Annotated in this window: 20 protein-coding genes; 19 read left to right on the plus strand and 1 reads right to left on the minus strand. The window is 30.8% G+C overall.

Translation table 11 applies throughout. The annotated features are described in order from the left end of the window. Positions 1–2 precede the first annotated feature (2 nt). From ftsY to L1S49_RS11390, 10 genes are all read left to right on the plus strand, one after another. Positions 3–911 carry a signal recognition particle-docking protein FtsY gene (gene ftsY / locus L1S49_RS11345; protein ID WP_073015963.1) on the plus strand — a complete coding sequence of 303 codons (909 nt, stop codon included), beginning with the start codon at positions 3–5 and terminating at the stop codon, positions 909–911. 78 nt (positions 912–989) lie between these two features. Then, a complete protein-coding gene (locus L1S49_RS11350) occupies positions 990–1,328 on the plus strand; it encodes a putative DNA-binding protein (protein ID WP_073015964.1) in 339 nt (112 codons plus the stop codon). A 10-nt stretch (positions 1,329–1,338) separates the two neighbouring features. Next, entirely contained in the window at positions 1,339–2,712 is a 1,374-nt protein-coding gene (gene ffh / locus L1S49_RS11355; protein WP_073015965.1) for a signal recognition particle protein, read from the plus strand. 31 nt (positions 2,713–2,743) lie between these two features. Beyond that, positions 2,744–2,992 (plus strand): 30S ribosomal protein S16, encoded by a 249-nt coding sequence (rpsP, locus tag L1S49_RS11360; RefSeq protein ID WP_021802126.1) that lies wholly within the window; start codon positions 2,744–2,746, stop codon positions 2,990–2,992. Positions 2,993–3,036: 44 nt separating this feature from the next. Further along, the gene (locus tag L1S49_RS11365) at positions 3,037–3,264 is read left to right on the plus strand and encodes a KH domain-containing protein (RefSeq protein WP_021802125.1); all 228 of its coding nucleotides are present in this window, start codon (positions 3,037–3,039) and stop codon (positions 3,262–3,264) included. Between the two features lie 52 nt (positions 3,265–3,316). Further along, on the plus strand, positions 3,317–3,814 hold the full coding sequence (rimM, locus tag L1S49_RS11370) for a ribosome maturation factor RimM (RefSeq protein WP_238904480.1): 498 nt from the start codon (positions 3,317–3,319) through the stop codon (positions 3,812–3,814). After that, positions 3,804–4,514, plus strand: coding sequence for a tRNA (guanosine(37)-N1)-methyltransferase TrmD (trmD, locus tag L1S49_RS11375; RefSeq protein ID WP_238904482.1), 711 nt, complete (start codon positions 3,804–3,806; stop codon positions 4,512–4,514). The genes rimM and trmD overlap by 11 nt, the downstream gene beginning before the upstream one ends. A gap of 122 nt (positions 4,515–4,636) precedes the next feature. Next, the gene (rplS, locus tag L1S49_RS11380; protein WP_021802122.1) at positions 4,637–4,987 is read left to right on the plus strand and encodes a 50S ribosomal protein L19; all 351 of its coding nucleotides are present in this window, start codon (positions 4,637–4,639) and stop codon (positions 4,985–4,987) included. Between the two features lie 305 nt (positions 4,988–5,292). Further along, the gene (ylqF, locus tag L1S49_RS11385) at positions 5,293–6,135 is read left to right on the plus strand and encodes a ribosome biogenesis GTPase YlqF (protein ID WP_021802121.1); all 843 of its coding nucleotides are present in this window, start codon (positions 5,293–5,295) and stop codon (positions 6,133–6,135) included. A gap of 10 nt (positions 6,136–6,145) precedes the next feature. Continuing rightward, a complete protein-coding gene (locus L1S49_RS11390) occupies positions 6,146–6,964 on the plus strand; it encodes a ribonuclease HII (RefSeq protein WP_238904483.1) in 819 nt (272 codons plus the stop codon). Here L1S49_RS11390 and L1S49_RS11395 read toward each other — a convergent pair whose 3' ends face one another. Continuing rightward, positions 6,965–7,330, minus strand: coding sequence for a YraN family protein (locus tag L1S49_RS11395; RefSeq protein WP_238904485.1), 366 nt, complete (start codon positions 7,328–7,330; stop codon positions 6,965–6,967). A gap of 93 nt (positions 7,331–7,423) precedes the next feature. Between L1S49_RS11395 and L1S49_RS11400 the strand changes: the two genes are divergently transcribed. The 9 genes from L1S49_RS11400 (at position 7,424) to L1S49_RS11440 (ending at position 17,157) form a co-directional block, all read left to right on the plus strand. Then, positions 7,424–8,938 carry a YifB family Mg chelatase-like AAA ATPase gene (locus L1S49_RS11400; protein ID WP_238904487.1) on the plus strand — a complete coding sequence of 505 codons (1,515 nt, stop codon included), beginning with the start codon at positions 7,424–7,426 and terminating at the stop codon, positions 8,936–8,938. A gap of 2 nt (positions 8,939–8,940) precedes the next feature. Then, positions 8,941–10,008, plus strand: coding sequence for a DNA-processing protein DprA (gene dprA / locus L1S49_RS11405; protein WP_238904489.1), 1,068 nt, complete (start codon positions 8,941–8,943; stop codon positions 10,006–10,008). A gap of 39 nt (positions 10,009–10,047) precedes the next feature. After that, the gene (gene topA / locus L1S49_RS11410; RefSeq protein WP_238904490.1) at positions 10,048–12,138 is read left to right on the plus strand and encodes a type I DNA topoisomerase; all 2,091 of its coding nucleotides are present in this window, start codon (positions 10,048–10,050) and stop codon (positions 12,136–12,138) included. Positions 12,139–12,298: 160 nt separating this feature from the next. After that, the gene (gene codY / locus L1S49_RS11415; RefSeq protein ID WP_073015972.1) at positions 12,299–13,075 is read left to right on the plus strand and encodes a GTP-sensing pleiotropic transcriptional regulator CodY; all 777 of its coding nucleotides are present in this window, start codon (positions 12,299–12,301) and stop codon (positions 13,073–13,075) included. A gap of 232 nt (positions 13,076–13,307) precedes the next feature. Next, positions 13,308–14,009 carry a 30S ribosomal protein S2 gene (gene rpsB / locus L1S49_RS11420; RefSeq protein ID WP_073015973.1) on the plus strand — a complete coding sequence of 234 codons (702 nt, stop codon included), beginning with the start codon at positions 13,308–13,310 and terminating at the stop codon, positions 14,007–14,009. Between the two features lie 68 nt (positions 14,010–14,077). Next, entirely contained in the window at positions 14,078–14,992 is a 915-nt protein-coding gene (tsf, locus tag L1S49_RS11425; RefSeq protein WP_238904492.1) for a translation elongation factor Ts, read from the plus strand. A 65-nt stretch (positions 14,993–15,057) separates the two neighbouring features. Then, on the plus strand, positions 15,058–15,768 hold the full coding sequence (gene pyrH, locus L1S49_RS11430; protein ID WP_073015975.1) for a UMP kinase: 711 nt from the start codon (positions 15,058–15,060) through the stop codon (positions 15,766–15,768). 17 nt (positions 15,769–15,785) lie between these two features. Continuing rightward, the gene (gene frr / locus L1S49_RS11435) at positions 15,786–16,343 is read left to right on the plus strand and encodes a ribosome recycling factor (RefSeq protein WP_073015976.1); all 558 of its coding nucleotides are present in this window, start codon (positions 15,786–15,788) and stop codon (positions 16,341–16,343) included. Positions 16,344–16,395: 52 nt separating this feature from the next. Next, positions 16,396–17,157, plus strand: coding sequence for an isoprenyl transferase (locus L1S49_RS11440; RefSeq protein ID WP_073015977.1), 762 nt, complete (start codon positions 16,396–16,398; stop codon positions 17,155–17,157). Position 17,158: the final 1 nt, after the last annotated feature.

Raw genomic sequence — 17,158 nt, forward strand, 5'->3', positions numbered from 1 at the left:
CAGTGTTTGGAGGAATTTTTGACAAACTAAAACAAGGATTAAGTAAAACAAGAGATAATTTTACAGATAAAATAAATGAGGTATTAAACCTGGCTGTAACCATTGATGAAGATTTATATGAGGAATTAGAAGAAATACTAATTACTTCAGATATAGGTATGGAAACCACAATGGATATTATAGAAGAGCTAAGAGCAAAAATTAGAAAAGAAAAAATTGCAGATCCACAGATGGTTAGACCAGCTCTTAAAGAAGTTATTAGAGATATGCTTCTTAAGGATGTTGAAGATAAAAAAGAACCTGATAATAAAATAATTTTAATTATAGGTGTAAATGGAGTAGGAAAAACTACTTCTATTGGAAAACTTTCATCTAAAATGAAAAATGAAGGGCAAAAGGTTTTATTAGCAGCAGCAGATACTTTTAGAGCAGCAGCTATAGACCAGTTAGAAATATGGAGCAAAAGATCAGGGGTTGATATTGTTAAACATCAAGAAGGATCTGACCCAGCAGCAGTTGTGTATGATGCTCTACAAGCTGCAAAGTCTAGAAAAGTAAATAGATTATTAATAGATACAGCTGGAAGACTTCATAACAAAAAAAATCTTATGAATGAACTTGAAAAGATAAACAGAGTTATAGATAGAGAAATGGGAGATACTGAAAGGGAAACTCTTTTAGTATTAGATGCAACCACAGGTCAAAATGCTGTTATTCAGGCTAAACAATTTAAAGAGGTATGCCCTATTGATGGCATAATATTAACTAAATTAGATGGAACAGCTAAAGGTGGAGTTGTAATTTCTATTAAACAACATTTAAACGTACCAGTGAGGTATATTGGTGTAGGTGAAGGTATTGACGACCTTCAAGAGTTTGATGCTGAAGGTTTTGTTGAAGCTTTATTTTAAATTTTATGGTGTTAAGTAAAAATACTTGACACCATTATTTTTATCTGTTATTATCATTTAGGTAGGTAAGGTGGTTATATGGAAGACAGATTTGAAGTTTCTATTCTGCTAGATCACTACGGCAATTTATTGACTCCAAAGCAGAAGAATATAATGGATCTTTATTATAATGAAGACTTTTCTCTTTCGGAGATATCTGAGATAAATGAAACCTCAAGGCAGGCTACTCATGATTTAATAAAAAGATGTTATAAGATTTTATTAGAATATGAGAAAAAGCTTCAATTGATGAGTAAAAATAATTCAAGAATTAACATAACTAAAGATGCTATAAAAGATCTAAAAGAGAAATTTAATGCATCAGATGAAATCATAGATTATATGGGTAAAATTTTTGAGAATATAAATAGTCTATAGGAGGTTTGTCATGGCTTTTGAAGGTTTATCAGAAAAGTTGCAAGACGCTTTAAAAAAGCTAAGAGGAAAAGGAAAATTAAATGAAAAAGATATAAAAGAAGCCATGAGAGAAGTTAAGCTTGCTCTATTAGAAGCAGATGTTAACTTTAAGGTAGTAAAATCTTTTATATCAAAAGTTAGTGAGAAATGTGTTGGAGAAGAAGTTTTAGGAAGTTTAACTCCAGGACAACAAGTGATAAAAATAGTTAATGATGAATTAACAGAACTAATGGGTACAGCTGAAAGCAAGATATCTTATGCTGATGCAGGTCCAACAGTTATTATGCTTGTAGGACTTCAAGGGGCAGGTAAAACTACCATGTGTGGTAAGTTAGCTTTATCCTTAAGAAAGAAAAATAAAAAACCTCTATTAGTAGCTTGTGATGTTTATAGACCAGCAGCTATAAAACAACTTGAGGTTGTAGGTAAAAGCATAGATATTCCAGTGTTTACTATGGGAGATAAGATAAGCCCAGTAGACATAGCTAAAGCTGGTATAAAGAGTGCAAGAGAAAATGGTAATAATATAGTTATAATAGATACAGCAGGTAGACTTCATATAGATGAAACTCTTATGGAAGAACTACAAGATATAAAATCAGGAGTAAAACCTAATGAAATATTATTAGTAGTAGACTCTATGACAGGACAGGATGCAGTAAATGTAGCTGAAACCTTTAATAACTCTCTAGACATATCAGGAGTTATTTTAACAAAACTTGATGGTGACACAAGAGGTGGAGCTGCACTTTCTATAAGAAGTATGACTCAAAAACCAATTAAATTTGTTGGTGTTGGGGAAAAAATGAGCGACTTAGAAGTATTCTATCCAGACAGAATGGCATCAAGAATATTAGGAATGGGAGATGTATTATCTCTTATAGAGAAAGCTCAAGCAGCCATAGACACTGAAGATGCAGAAGCTTTATCAAAGAAAATGTTAACTTCGGACTTTAACTTTGAAGATTACTTAATGGCAATGGAACAAATGAATAAGTTAGGTCCTATAAATAAAGTTTTAGAAATGATACCTGGAATGAATTCTAAACAACTTGAAGGAGTTGATTTAGAAGCTGGAGAAAAGCAAATGGCTAGATCTAAGGCTATAATTCAATCCATGACATCAAAAGAAAGAAAAAATCCACAGCTTGTTTCATCATCTTCATCTAGAAAGAAGAGAATAGCAAATGGTTCAGGAACAAGCATACAAGAACTTAATAAACTTCTTAAAGGTTTCGAAGCTATGAGAAAACAAATGAAGCAATTTAAGGGTTTAACTCAAAATATGAAAAAAGGTAAAAAAGGCAAAAATGGACTATTTGGAAATCTTCCCTTTTTGAAATAGTATACCTTAACTTTTAAAGGAGGTGAAAAGCATGGCAGTAAAAATAAGACTAAGAAGAATGGGTGCAAAAAAAGCTCCTTTCTATAGAGTAGTAGTTGCAGACTCAAGAAGTCCAAGAGATGGTAGATTCATCGAAGAAATAGGATACTACAATCCAGTAGCTAAACCAGAAGCAGAAATCAAAATTGATGCTGATAAAGCAGCTGCATGGTTAGGTAATGGTGCTCAACCAACTGATATAGTTAAAAAGTTATTCGTTAAAGCAGGAATTAACAAATAATATCTGGGAGGTGAACTCTGCTAAGGATATCCCTAGCAGTCAATATGAAAGATTTAGTAGAAATTATCGCCAAGTCTTTAGTTGACAATCCAGATGCTGTTGAAGTTAAGGAGGTTGCCGGTGAGCAATCCCTTATCCTTGAACTTAAGGTTGCCCCAGAAGACATGGGTAAAGTTATAGGAAAACAAGGAAGAATAGCCAAAGCAATAAGAACAGTTGTAAAAGCAGCAGCAGTTAAAGAAAACAAAAGAGTAGTAGTAGAAATTATTTAATAAGAGTTAGGTGTTGGCCTAGCTCTTTATTTTTAATTAAGGAGGAATATCCTTGGAACAATTTTTAAATGTTGGTCAAATAGTAAATACTCATGGGGTTAAGGGAGAAGTTAAGGTATTCCCATTAACTGATGATCCTATGAGATTTAAAAAATTAAAAAAAGTTATTATAGATAACAAAGAAGTACAAATACTTAGCTATAAATTCCAAAAAGATCGTGTTATATTGAAGCTTGAAGGCGTAGATACTATGGATGACGCTATTAGACTTAAAGGGAAGTATCTTAAAGTATCTAGGGAAGATGCTGTTAAGCTACCTAAAGATACATATTTCATAGCAGATTTAATAGGTTGTTCTGTATTTGATACAGATGAAACTCCATTAGGTGAGGTTTATGATGTAATAAAAACAGGAAGCAACGATGTTTATTGGGTTAAAGGGATAAAAGAATTATTAATTCCTGTACTTAAGGAAATAGTATTAGACATTAATGTAGAAGATAAAAAGATAGTTATTAAACCTGTGAAGGAATGGCAAGATGAAGATTAATATATTAACCTTATTTCCTGATATGTTTAATATCTTTAATCACTCTATAATAGGTAAGGCTCAAGAGAAAGAAATATTATCCATAAAGCCTATAAATATTAGAGATTATAGCTTAAATAAACATAAAAAAGTTGATGACTATCCTTATGGTGGAGGAGCTGGAATGGTGATGGCACCTCAACCAATAGTATCTTCTATAATAGAAACCAAAAAAAATAATAACGGTAAAGTGATTTTTTTAGGACCTAAAGGAAAAACATTCAATCAAAGTCTAGCTAAAGAGTTATCAAAAGAGAGTGAACTTATTTTCTTATGTGGACATTATGAGGGTATAGATGAAAGAGTCTATGATTATATAGATATGGAAATATCCCTTGGAGATTTTGTTTTAACTGGTGGAGAAATGGCTTGTATTCCTATTGTAGATAGCATAGTAAGACTTATTCCAGGAGTTCTTGGAAAAGAGGAAAGTTATCAAGAGGAATCTTTTTATGATGGATTATTAGAGTATCCTCAATATACTAGACCAGAAGTATTTGAAGGAAAAAAGGTACCTGACGTATTAATATCAGGACATCATGAGAACATTCGAAAATGGAGAAGAAAGCAGTCTTTAATAATAACCAAAGAGCGAAGAGCAGACATGTTTAAAAAAATAACTTTATCAAAAGAGGATATAAAGCTTTTAAAAGAAAACTGATTGTAAAATTATGTTGCACATTGCATTTTCATATGTTACAATTATCGTTGTGCTAGTACGGGCGGTCCTCTGGCAAAATAATTTGTTAAGAACGTCAAATTAATATTTAGGAGGGAATGCACATGAACGAAATAATTAGATTAATAGAACAAGAACAATTAAGAAGTGATTTACCAAACTTCAGTATAGGTGATACTGTAAAAGTTCACGTAAAAGTTAAAGAAGGTAACAGAGAAAGAATACAAGTATTCGAAGGAACTGTTATAAAGAAACAAAACGGTGGAACTAGAGAAACTTTCACAGTAAGAAGATTAGCTTATGGAGTTGGAGTTGAAAGAACTTTCCCAATTAACTCCCCAATCATAGAAAAAGTTGAAATCGTAAGATACGGTAAAGTAAGAAGAGCAAAACTTTACTACTTAAGAGACAGAGTGGGTAAAGCTGCTAAAGTTAAAGAGTTAATAAAGAAATAATTGAACTTAAAAATGGGGCTTTAGAGTTCCATTTTTTTATTTATAAAAAGAATTTAAAATATTCATGAAAATAATTGTGAATTATGAATAAATAGCCTAAACCCGCATGAACACTATATATAGTTATATAGTTATATAGTTATATAGTTATATAGTTATATAGTTATATAGTTAAAAATATTTCTTCTTATATTCTTATATTTTTAAGAATATAAAAGAATTTAATGAGTTTAGATAATACTAAAGAAGATACATTTTAATATTAAAACATAAAAGATAGATTTTAACAAAAAGGAGATGATATCATGGCTATAAATTGGTTCCCAGGGCATATGGTAAAGACAAAAAGAGAAATAAAAGAAAATTTAAAACTTGTAGATGTAGTAGTTGAAATAAGAGATGCCAGAATACCTAGAGCTTCTGCCAATCCAGATATAGATGTTTTATGTAAAGATAAACCTAGATTAATAATACTTAATAAAAGTGATTTAACAGATGTTCAGTTAACTAAAAAATGGATTGAATTTTTATCCAAAGGAAATACAAAAGCAATTGCCTTAAATTCTTTGAAAGGCGAAGGGATACGATCAATAAAACCTGCTTTAGATGAACTTCTAAAAGAAAAACACGCTAGATTAAGAGCTAAGGGTTTAGTAAAAATTACTACGAGAGTAATGGTTGTTGGAATTCCTAACGTAGGAAAATCTACATTTATTAATAAAATGGCAAAAAATAATATAGCTAAAACAGGTGATAGACCAGGGGTAACAAAAAGTAAACAATGGATTAAAACATCTATTGGGGTAGAACTTATGGATACACCAGGAGTTTTATGGCCTAAGTTTGAGGATGAAGAAGTTGCTTTAAATTTAGCTTTTACTGGAGCTATAAAAGATGAAATTATGGATATTGAAGAACTTGCGCTTAAATTAATAGAAAGACTTCAAACTAACTATCCTGAAAATCTAAAACTAAGATATAAGCTTGAGAATCTACAAGAAACTCCTCTAGAAAATATGGATATGATAGCTAGAAAAAGAGGATGTATAATCTCAGGTGGAGAAATAAATTACAATAGAATTTCTGTAATATTATTAGATGAATTTAGAGGTGGAAAAATAGGTAATATAACTTTAGAGTTACCTTAAAGGAGTAAAAATGTTTTTATTTAATGAAGATTTAGATAAACTTCCATATAAAAGTATAAATGATTCATTAAAAGATATATCAATTAAAGATTATTATAATAATGAAGAATTTAAGTTTCTTATGGAGTCTCTTATAAAGGACAAAAGAAAAAATGTATCTTCTTTAGGAAGTAGACTTCTAAAAAGATGTGAAAACCACATAGTGGAAATAAAAAGAGTACAAGGAATGTATTCTTTTGATAAAGGATTTGGAGATTATAAGTATGTTGCAGGAGTTGACGAGGTAGGAAGGGGTCCTTTAGCAGGTCCCATAGTGTCTTGTGCTGTGATTTTAGATTTAAATGCATCTACTGACGATTTATTATTAGAAATAAAAGATTCTAAGCAGCTTTCACATGAAAAAAGAGTAGAGTTATCTGAAAAAATAAAGGAAAAAGCCCTTGCCTATTCAATAGCTTTATGTACAAATGAACAGATAGATAATATAGGAATTGGTGTCTGCAACAATAAGATATTCATAGACGCTTGTGATAATCTTAAAATAAAGCCAGAATTAATATTGTCAGATGGATATCCGATTAAGGGAATAAAGATAAAAAATCAAGCGGTTATAAAAGGGGATACAAAAAGTGCGTCAATAGCTTGTGCATCAATAATTGCTAAAGTGTATAGAGATAATCTTATGGAAGAATACCATAAAAAATATCCTCTATATAATTTTGATGAAAATGCAGGTTATGGCACACCTAAACATGTTGAAGCAATTAAAACCCATGGTCCTTGTGACATACACAGAATGAGTTTCCTGAGAAATATATTAAATACTTAATTAAAGTCTAAAAGCATCCTCATAATGTTGGATGTTTTTTTTACTTTCTTCTAGATTTAAGTCTATATTTATAATATCGTAACGAACATTTAGGTCGTATAAACTTTTAAGGTGAATATAGAACTTTGAGGATGATATAATTCTTTTAACTTTTGTAGAATTTATGGATTCAATTCCAACACCATAATTTAATGAATATCTACATTTTACCTCTATAAAAACAAGAAGTCCTCTATACATACAAATTATATCTAACTCTCCCAGTTTACAGTTAAAATTTCTTTCTAATATTATATAGCCTTTCTTAATGAGAAATTCACAAGCTAAATCCTCACCGTAATTTCCTAAAGATTTTTTATTTATCATAATTTTATACCTCCTTTAAAATTATTGACTAAAAAAATATTTTTAAGTTAATAATGTAGAAAAATATTAGTATTAAAGTTTAGAGGTGGTTTTATGGCGGTAATTATAAATAGTGCCACAATAAATAATTTAAATGGTTTTGTTATAAAGGTAGAGGTAGAAATATTCAAAGGCTTGCCTTCTTTTACCATAGTAGGTTTAGCGGATCAATCTATAAAAGAATCTAAAGAAAGAATTAGGGCAGCTATTGTTAATTCGGGGTTTAAGTTTCCACTAGGAAGAATAGTAATAAACCTAGCACCTGCTAACTTAAAGAAGATAGGCTCTTTATTAGACTTACCTATGAGCATAGGCATACTTATTTCAAGTGGACAAATTGAAGCAGAGCAGGTTGAAGATTATATAATAGCAGGGGAACTTAGCTTAAGTGGTGACATAAAAGAGATAAAGGGATTATTTCCTATATTAGAGGCAGGAATAGATGGCGGATTTAATAAATTTATTATTCCAAGAGAAAACTCTTATCAAAGCAGTTTCTTCTACAAGGGAGATATATTTGATTTTGATGAATTAAAAGGTGTAATAAATTATTTAACTTACAAAGATCAGCTTCCTTCTGAAAAAATACCCTTCAAAATTAATAAAGTCTCTTCAGAAGATTTAAGTGAGATAATAGGTCAGGAAAGTGTGCTTAGAGCAGCAGAAATTGCCGCAGCAGGTTTTCATAATATATCTTTTTATGGCCCTCCAGGAGCAGGAAAAACCTTAATAGCTAATAAAATAGCTAATATTCTACCAGAAATGTCCTATGAAGAGGCGGCTGAAATATTCAAAATATATAGTACAACAGATATATCAGAAGAGATGTTTAAAAATGTGAGAAGACCATTTAGAAATCCTCACCATTCCTGTACTTCAGCAACACTTATAGGTGGAGGCATAGGGAAAGTTGGAGAAGTAACATTAGCTCATAATGGTGTTTTATTTTTAGATGAATTTTTGCAGTTTAATAAAGCGTGCATAAACCAACTGAGAGAACCTCTTGAAAATAGAGAAGTTCAAATAAGTAGACTAAATAACAATGTTAAGCTTCCAGCTAATTTTATGTTAATAACCGCCTTTAATCCATGCCCCTGTGGTTGGAATTTAAGCTTTAGTAAGGATTGCATGTGTTCTGATTTAGAAAAAAAGAGATATTTAAGTAAGTTGTCTAAACCCATACTAGATAGAATAGATATATTTACTTATGTTCCTAGAGTTGATATAAGTAAGAGAAATATTAAAAATCAGAAGGCTTTAAGTAAAAAGATAATAAAAAATATAAAATCAGCTACGGAGATACAAACTATAAGATACCAAAATGAAAAAGTTAAACATAATGCTAATGTAAAAAGTAAGGATATAATGAGACTTTTTAATGTTGATAATGAGGCGCTAGATAAATTAGAAGCAATATATGATAAATTTAATTTATCAATGAGGGGATATTATAAAATACTTAAAATATCAAGAACTATAGCAGATTTAAATGGAGAAGAATCATTAAAAGCTAGTCATATATATGAGGCATTAAGTTATAGGAAATTTATAGATGGTGAGGTGATATAAATATGAAAAGAGAAGAAATGTTTTATAAAATCTGGATGGCTATCTCAAATGTGCCTGAGAGTTGTAAAAGATTTTTAAAAGACAGATATAATAATGAAGAGGAAATCTATAATCTTTATAAAATATCTAAATCAAATTATATAAAAGAAGATTATTCTGACAGAATAAAAAGAGTCAGTGATGAAGAAGTTGAAAAACTATTAGATATTATGCACAAGAATAATATTGGTGCTGTATTTTATAGAGATGAAGATTATATGGATGAATTATATCATGTTTATGAGCCACCATATGTACTTTTTTATAAAGGGGATATCTCTAAAATTAAGTCTCATAAGAAAGTATCTATAGTTGGTTCAAGAAAGGCCACTTTGCAAGGAACTCAGTTAACAGAACATATATCAAAAGAGTTAGTTGAAAATGGAGTCATGGTAATAAGCGGGGGAGCGTATGGAATAGATACAGCAGCACATAGAGGGGCTTTAAGAGGTAATGGTGTTACATGTGCAGTACTTGGATGTGGTATAAATGTAGTCTATCCCAAATCAAACTACAAATTATATAATGATATTATAAAAAATGGAGTAATTATATCAGAGTTTTTACCGTATGAGAAACCTGCTTCTTATAATTTTCCAAGAAGAAATAGAATAATTGCTGCCTTATGTGAAATATTAATTGTTACAGAAGCGGCTGAAAGAAGTGGAAGCTTAATCACTACTGGATACGCTTTAGATCTTGGAAAAACAATATTTGTATCTCCAGGAAACCCTATAAACCCTCAGGCTAAAGGTTCAAATAGACTAATAATAGATGGAGCTAATCCATTATATGAAGTACAAGATGTCTTAAAGGAGCTAAATATAACATCAAAAGATCCTTCAAGTAAGAATTTTTCGGGTGAAAAAGGGGTAGTACTAAAAGAAATAGGAGTGAATCCAATACATATTAATGATTTAATTAGAAGATGTAATATTGACATTTCTCTAATTTATGGTATATTATTTGAATTGCAACTTGAAAATGAAATTATTAGTTTATCAGGAAACTATTATGCAAGGATTAGTTGATTTATAAGGGGGTGAAGACTCCTAATTTAGGAGTGAGAAATGGGACAAAATTTAGTAATAGTTGAGTCGCCAGCTAAAGCCAAAACCATAGGAAAGTATTTGGGAAAAAATTATATCGTTGAAGCATCAATGGGACATTTAAGGGACTTACCAAAGAGTCAATTAGGAGTTGATGTAGATAATGAATTTTCTCCTAAGTATATAACAATAAGAGGTAAAGGTGATCTTTTAGATAAATTAAAGAAGTTAGCCAAAAAAAGTGATAAAGTATATTTGGCAACTGACCCTGATAGGGAAGGTGAAGCTATTTCTTGGCATTTAGCTCACATATTAAAGATACCTACTACCGAAAAATGTAGAATTGAGTTTAATGAGATAACAAAAGAAGCTGTTAAAGGCTCAATAAAGAAATCAAGAGAAATAAATCAAAATTTAGTAGATGCTCAGCAAGCAAGAAGAATTTTAGATAGACTTGTGGGATATGAAATTAGCCCTATACTTTGGAAAAATATTAAATGGGGTTTAAGTGCAGGAAGGGTTCAATCTGCTGCACTAAAATTAATTTGTGATAGAGAAGAAGAGATAAAAGCATTTGTACCTAAAGAATATTGGACAGTAGAATGTAAATTAATAAAAGATAAAAAGAAGTTTCCTGTAAATCTTGTTCAATATAAGAATAAAAAATTAGAAATAAATACTGAAGATGAAGCTGACAAGGTAATTAAAGATTTAAAATCTGGGAATTATGTTGTAAAGGATGTTAAAAAAGCAGATAAACAAAAAAATCCACTACCGCCTTTTACAACTTCCACTTTGCAACAAGATGCCAATAAAAAATTAAACTATATGACAAAGAAAACTATGATGATAGCTCAGCAACTTTATGAAGGAGTTGAGATAAAGGGTCATGGAACTATAGGTTTAATTACTTATATGAGAACAGATTCTGTTAGAATATCAAGTGAAGCTCAGGAAAAAGCTTTAGATTTTATAAAAGGAGCTTACGGAGAAAAATATACTCCAGATAAACCTAGAGTGTATAAAGGTAAAAAGAATATCCAAGATGCTCATGAAGCTATAAGACCAACATATATAGAGATTACTCCTGAAATAGCTAAAGAAAATCTTACAAATGATGCCTATAAACTTTATAGTTTAATATGGAAGAGATTTGTAGCAAGCCAAATGAGTTCTTGTTTATTAAATACCAATACCATAACTATAACTAATGGTGATTATAAATTAAGAGCAACAGGCTCAATAGTTAAGTTTGAAGGATTTATGAAGATATATGAGTATAGTACAGAAGAAGAAAATCAAGATGTATTACTTCCAGAGTTAGAGAAGGATGAAGTTTTAGAGGAAGATTCATTAACTCCAAAACAGCATTTTACTCAACCTCCTAGTAGATATACTGAAGCATCTTTTGTTAAATTACTAGAGGAAAAGGGTATAGGAAGACCAAGTACCTATGTTCCAACTATATCAACCTTAACTAGTAGCAGAAACTATGTTGTAAGAGATAAAAAACAATTAGTGCCTACGGAATTGGGTTTTATTGTTAATAATATAATGTCTGAATATTTTAAAGAAATAGTTGATACAGATTTTACAGCTGAAATGGAACTTAAGCTAGATTCTGTAGAAGAGGGAACAGAAAACTGGACTAAGATTGTTGGTGAGTTTTTTACTCCATTAAAGACATCCCTTGAGAAAGCTGAAAGTGAAATGTCTAAAATAGTTTTAGAAGATAAGGTGTCTGATGTACCATGTGATAAATGTGGAAGAATGATGGTTATTAAGCATGGTAGATTTGGTGACTTTTTAGCTTGTCCTGGTTATCCAGAGTGTCAAAATACAAAACCTATAGTACATGAAGTTGATGCACCTTGCCCTAAATGTGGGGGAAAGGTATTACTTAAAAGAAGTAAAAAAGGTAATAAATTCTATGGATGTTCTAACTACCCAGAATGCGATTTTGTAAGTTGGCATGAACCAGCTAAAGAGAAGTGCGATAAATGTGGTTCATTTATGGTATATAGATTCTCAAAAGCTAAAGGCAAATACTTGGAATGTACTAATGGAGAATGTAAAAATAAAGTTCCTGTAAAGAGTGAAGAAAAAGAATGATTTGTCGAAAATAGAAAAAGGGTGTTGAAAATAAAAAAATCCTATGATATATTAATTGATGTAGAACTTTTTTAAAAATTTTAAAAATTCAAAAATTTTAGAATATTTTATAGTTAAATGAATTATGGATAATGAATATGGATACATGAGGAGGAGTTTTATGTCTACACTACTTTCTAAGACAAGAAAACTTAATAAGATTTTACAAAAATCAGGTACTGAACCAGTAGCATTTGAAGACATATGTGAGTTATTAAGTGACGTTTTAGAATGCAATGTTTATATTGTTAGCAGAAGAGGAAAAATGTTAGGACATACATTCGCTAGTGGATTTGAATGCGAAATAATGAAAAAGAAGGTTCTTGAGGATAAAAAATTCCCAGAAGAATACAACAATAAACTACTAAATGTACAAGAATCACTTTCAAATCTTTATAATAGAGGAACTTGCGTTTTTGAAGGTGAAATTAAATGCGATATGGATAACAAAATATCTACTATAGTGCCTATAATAGGCAATAGAGAAAGATTAGGAACTTTATTACTAGCTAGATTTGGCAAGCCATTTACTGATGATGACTTAGTTTTAGCAGAATATTCTGCTACTATTGTAGGAATTGAAATGTTAAGAGGTAAGCAAGTTGAATTAGAAGCAGAGGCTAGAAAAAAAGCTGTGGTTCAACTTGCAATTGGTACCCTTTCTTATTCAGAATTAGAAGCTGTAGAACACATATTTGACGAATTAAAAGGTAGTGAAGGACTTCTAGTTGCATCGAAAATTGCGGACAAGGTTGGTATAACAAGATCTGTTATAGTAAATGCATTAAGAAAATTTGAAAGTGCAGGGGTAATAGAGTCAAGGTCTTTAGGTATGAAGGGAACTCATATTAAGATTTTAAATGACAAGCTATTAGACGAATTAAAGAAGATAAAATAGATAAAAAGAAGGCTTTTGCCTTCTTTTTATGTTTTAAAAGTAAAATTATGATTATTTTATTAAAAAATATGTAAATAATTAAAAAAGTATATTGAATGATAAAAAACACTGTGATATACTATCAGAGGTAAGAAATACACACATTATCTTATTTGTAGAGTGGTGCCTTTATAAAAGGAAGATCTACAATGTATGAAGATAATGGAGGGCTTAACCATAAGGAGGTAACAAAATGTCAGTAATTTCTATGAAACAATTATTAGAAGCAGGTGTTCATTTCGGACATCAAACAAGAAGATGGAACCCTAAGATGGCTCCATATATATTCACAGAAAGAAATGGAATATATATAATAGATCTTCAAAAAACAGTTAAAAAGGTTGAAGAGGCTTATCAGTTTGTTAAAAGCGTTTCTGAAGAAGGAAAAGATATTCTTTTCGTTGGTACTAAGAAACAAGCTCAAGAAGCTATACAAGAAGAAGCTGTTAGATCAAACATGCACTTCGTTAACAATAGATGGTTAGGTGGAATGCTAACTAACTTCAACACAATAAAAACTAGAATAGCAAGATTAACAGAATTAGAAAAAATGGAAGAAGAAGGAATATTCGAAGTTCTTCCTAAGAAAGAAGTTACAAACCTAAAGAATGAAAAAGAAAAATTAGTTAAAAATTTAGGTGGAATAAGAAACTTAAATGTTAGCAACGTAGGTGCTATGTTTGTTGTAGACCCAAGAAAAGAAAAAAATGCTATATCTGAAGCTAAAATTCTTGGTATTCCAGTTGTAGCTATTGTTGACACAAACTGTGATCCAGATGAAGTTGACTACGTAATTCCTGGTAATGATGATGCTATAAGAGCAGTTAAATTAATAACTGCTAGACTTTCAGATGCAATAATTGAATCAAGACAAGGTGAACAAGTAACTGAATAATTTTAGTAAAGGGTAGGTGGATATATTCCATTTACCTTTTACCTTAATGATATTAAGGAGGAATAATAATGATTACTGCTCAATCAGTTAAAGAATTAAGAGAAAAAACTGGTGCAGGGATGATGGACTGCAAAAAAGCCTTAACTGAAACTAACGGAGATATGGAAAAGGCTATAGAAGTATTGAGAGAAAAAGGATTGGCAGCAGCAGCTAAAAAAGCTGACAGAGTTGCAGCAGAAGGTGTAGTTAAAACTTATATATCAGAAGATCAAAAAGTTGCTGGTATAGTTGAATTAAATTGTGAAACGGATTTCGTTGCAGCTAATGAAGAATTTGTAGGTTTTGCTGGAAAATTAGCAGAAATGGCTTCAACTAGTGCAGCTAAAGATATAGAAAGCTTTGTTGCTGAAAAATTCAATGAAACTCAAACTGTTCAAGAAGCTCTAACAGCTTTAATAGCTAAATTAGGCGAAAATATGACAGTAAGAAGATTTGAAAAATTCGCGGTTGAAAATGGAGTAGTTCAAAGCTACATACATGGTGGCGGAAGAATCGGAGTTGTAGTTGAACTAGCATGTGATACAGCTTCTCCAGTTCTTGCAGAAGTTGCTAAAGATGTTTGTATGCAAGTTGCTGCTGCAAACCCATCATACTTAAGCAAAGATGATGTTGATAACGAAGCTTTAGATAAAGAAAAAGAAATATATAGAGTTCAAGCTTTAAACGAAGGCAAACCAGAAAATATAGTTGAAAAAATGGTTATGGGAAGAATTCAAAAATATTATAAAGAAGTGTGTCTTTTAGAGCAAGCTTGGGTTAAAGATGGAGATAAGTCAATAACTAAACATCTTCAAGAGAAATCTAAAGAAGTAGGTTCTCCAATTACAATAAACAAATTTGTAAGGTTTGAAAGAGGAGAAGGTATAGAAAAGAAAGAAGAAAACTTTGCTGAAGAAGTTGCAAGACAAATCGGTGCAAAATAATTTAAAAGAGAACACAAAGTGTTCTCTTTTTTTAAAAATAACTTGAAAGATATGGAGGTTAACTAATGTCTAAATGTAAATTTAAAAGGGTAATGTTAAAATTATCAGGTGAAGCTTTAGCCGGAGCTAATGGATTTGGTATAGATTTTAATGTTGCACAAAGAATAGCTATGGAAATAAAAGAATTAGTAGAAATGGGTGTTGAAGTAGGCGCTGTTGTTGGTGGCGGAAACATATGGAGAGGTAGAGATGGATCTGATATGGACAGAACTACAGCAGATTATATGGGTATGTTAGCAACATGTATAAATGCTTTAGCATTACAAGATTCCTTAGAAGGTTTAGGGGTTATGACAAGAGTTCAAACTGCTATAGAAATGAAGGAAGTGGCTGAACCTTTTATTAGAAGAAGAGCTATGAGACATTTAGAAAAAGGTAGAGTAGTTATTTTTGCTGCAGGTACTGGAAATCCATATTTTTCTACTGATACAACAGCTGCATTAAGAGCTGCTGAAATAGAAGCGGAAGTTATACTATTAGCTAAGAAGGTTGATGGGGTTTATGATAAAGATCCACATAAATATTCAGATGCTAAGAAATATGATTCTCTATCTTACATACAAGTTTTAGAGCAGGGTCTTCAAGTTATGGATTCAACTGCAACTTCATTATGTATGGATAATAATATTCCTATTTTAGTATTTGCTTTAGATGAGCCTGGAAACATTAAAAAGGCTATAATGGGTGAAGAAATAGGAACTATGGTTTGTAAATAATAAAGGAGGTTCTCTTTATGATAAAAGATGTTATTAAGTCTGCTGAAGAAAAAATGAGTAAATCTATTAAGGTATTAAAATCTGATCTTTCAACAATGAAGGCTGGAAGAGCTAATCCAACTATGTTAGACAGAATTGAAGTTGACTATTATGGAAGTATGTGTCCATTAAGTCAGGTGGCTAGTGTTTCTGCTCCAGAACCAAGACTTCTTATGATAACACCTTGGGAAAAAACTTTACTAAAAGATATAGAAAAAGCTATATTAAAGTCAGATTTGGGAATAAATCCATCTAATGATGGTTCTGTAATAAGATTATTAGTTCCTGAATTAACTGAAGAAACTAGAAGAAATCTAGTTAAGAATGTTAAGAAGGCTGGAGAAGATTCTAAGGTAGCTATAAGATCAATAAGAAGAGATGGGAATGATAAATTTAAGTCTTTAAAGAAAGATGGAGATATATCAGAAGATGAATTCAAAAAAGCAGAAGATGATATCCAAAAGGTAACAGATAGCTATGTTAAAGAAATAGATAAGATTATAGCGGACAAAGAGAAAGAGATAATGTCAATATAAAGCCTGCTTTCTAGCAGGTTTTTTTACCATATTCATTATGGAGGAATAGTAAATGTTTAAGTGGCTAAAAGGTAAAAAAGATAATAAACCTAATGATGTAAATATAGATTATAATAGAATTCCTAAGCATATTGCAATTATAATGGATGGTAACGGTAGATGGGCAAAGGCTAAAGGTTTACCTAGAACTTTTGGACATAGAGCAGGGGTTGAAACCATAAGAAAAATAATTAAGGAATGTGATAAGATTGGTGTAAAATACCTAACTTTATATGCATTCTCAACAGAGAATTGGAAGAGACCTAAGGATGAAGTTGGTGCACTTATGAACCTGCTTGTAGAGTATTTGAAAAATGAGTTCGAAGAATTAAATAGTAATGGAGTGGTAATAAATCATATTGGGGATATAACTAAGTTACCAAAGCCATGTAGGGATGAATTGGTTTCAGCTTATGAAAAAACCAAAAATAATTCTGGTGTTGTAATGAATCTTGCACTTAACTATGGCGGTAGAGATGAAATTATTTCAGCTGTTAAGGATATAATTGAAGACATAGAAGATAAAAAAATATCTAAATATTCTTTAGATGAAAATCTTTTTTCAAATTATCTTTATACTAAAAAAATGCCTGATCCAGATTTAGTAATAAGACCTTCTGGAGAACAAAGGCTAAGTAATTTTCTATTGTGGCAATGTGCATATTCTGAGTTCTGGTATTCTAACATAAATTGGCCAGATTTTACAGAGGAAGATTTACATAGAGCTATTTTTGATTATCAGAACCGAGATAGAAGATATGGGGGAATCAAATAGT

The organism is Clostridium sp. YIM B02506, from assembly GCF_022324845.1.
In the GTDB taxonomy this organism is placed as follows: Bacteria; Bacillota; Clostridia; order Clostridiales; family Clostridiaceae; genus Clostridium_T; species Clostridium_T intestinale.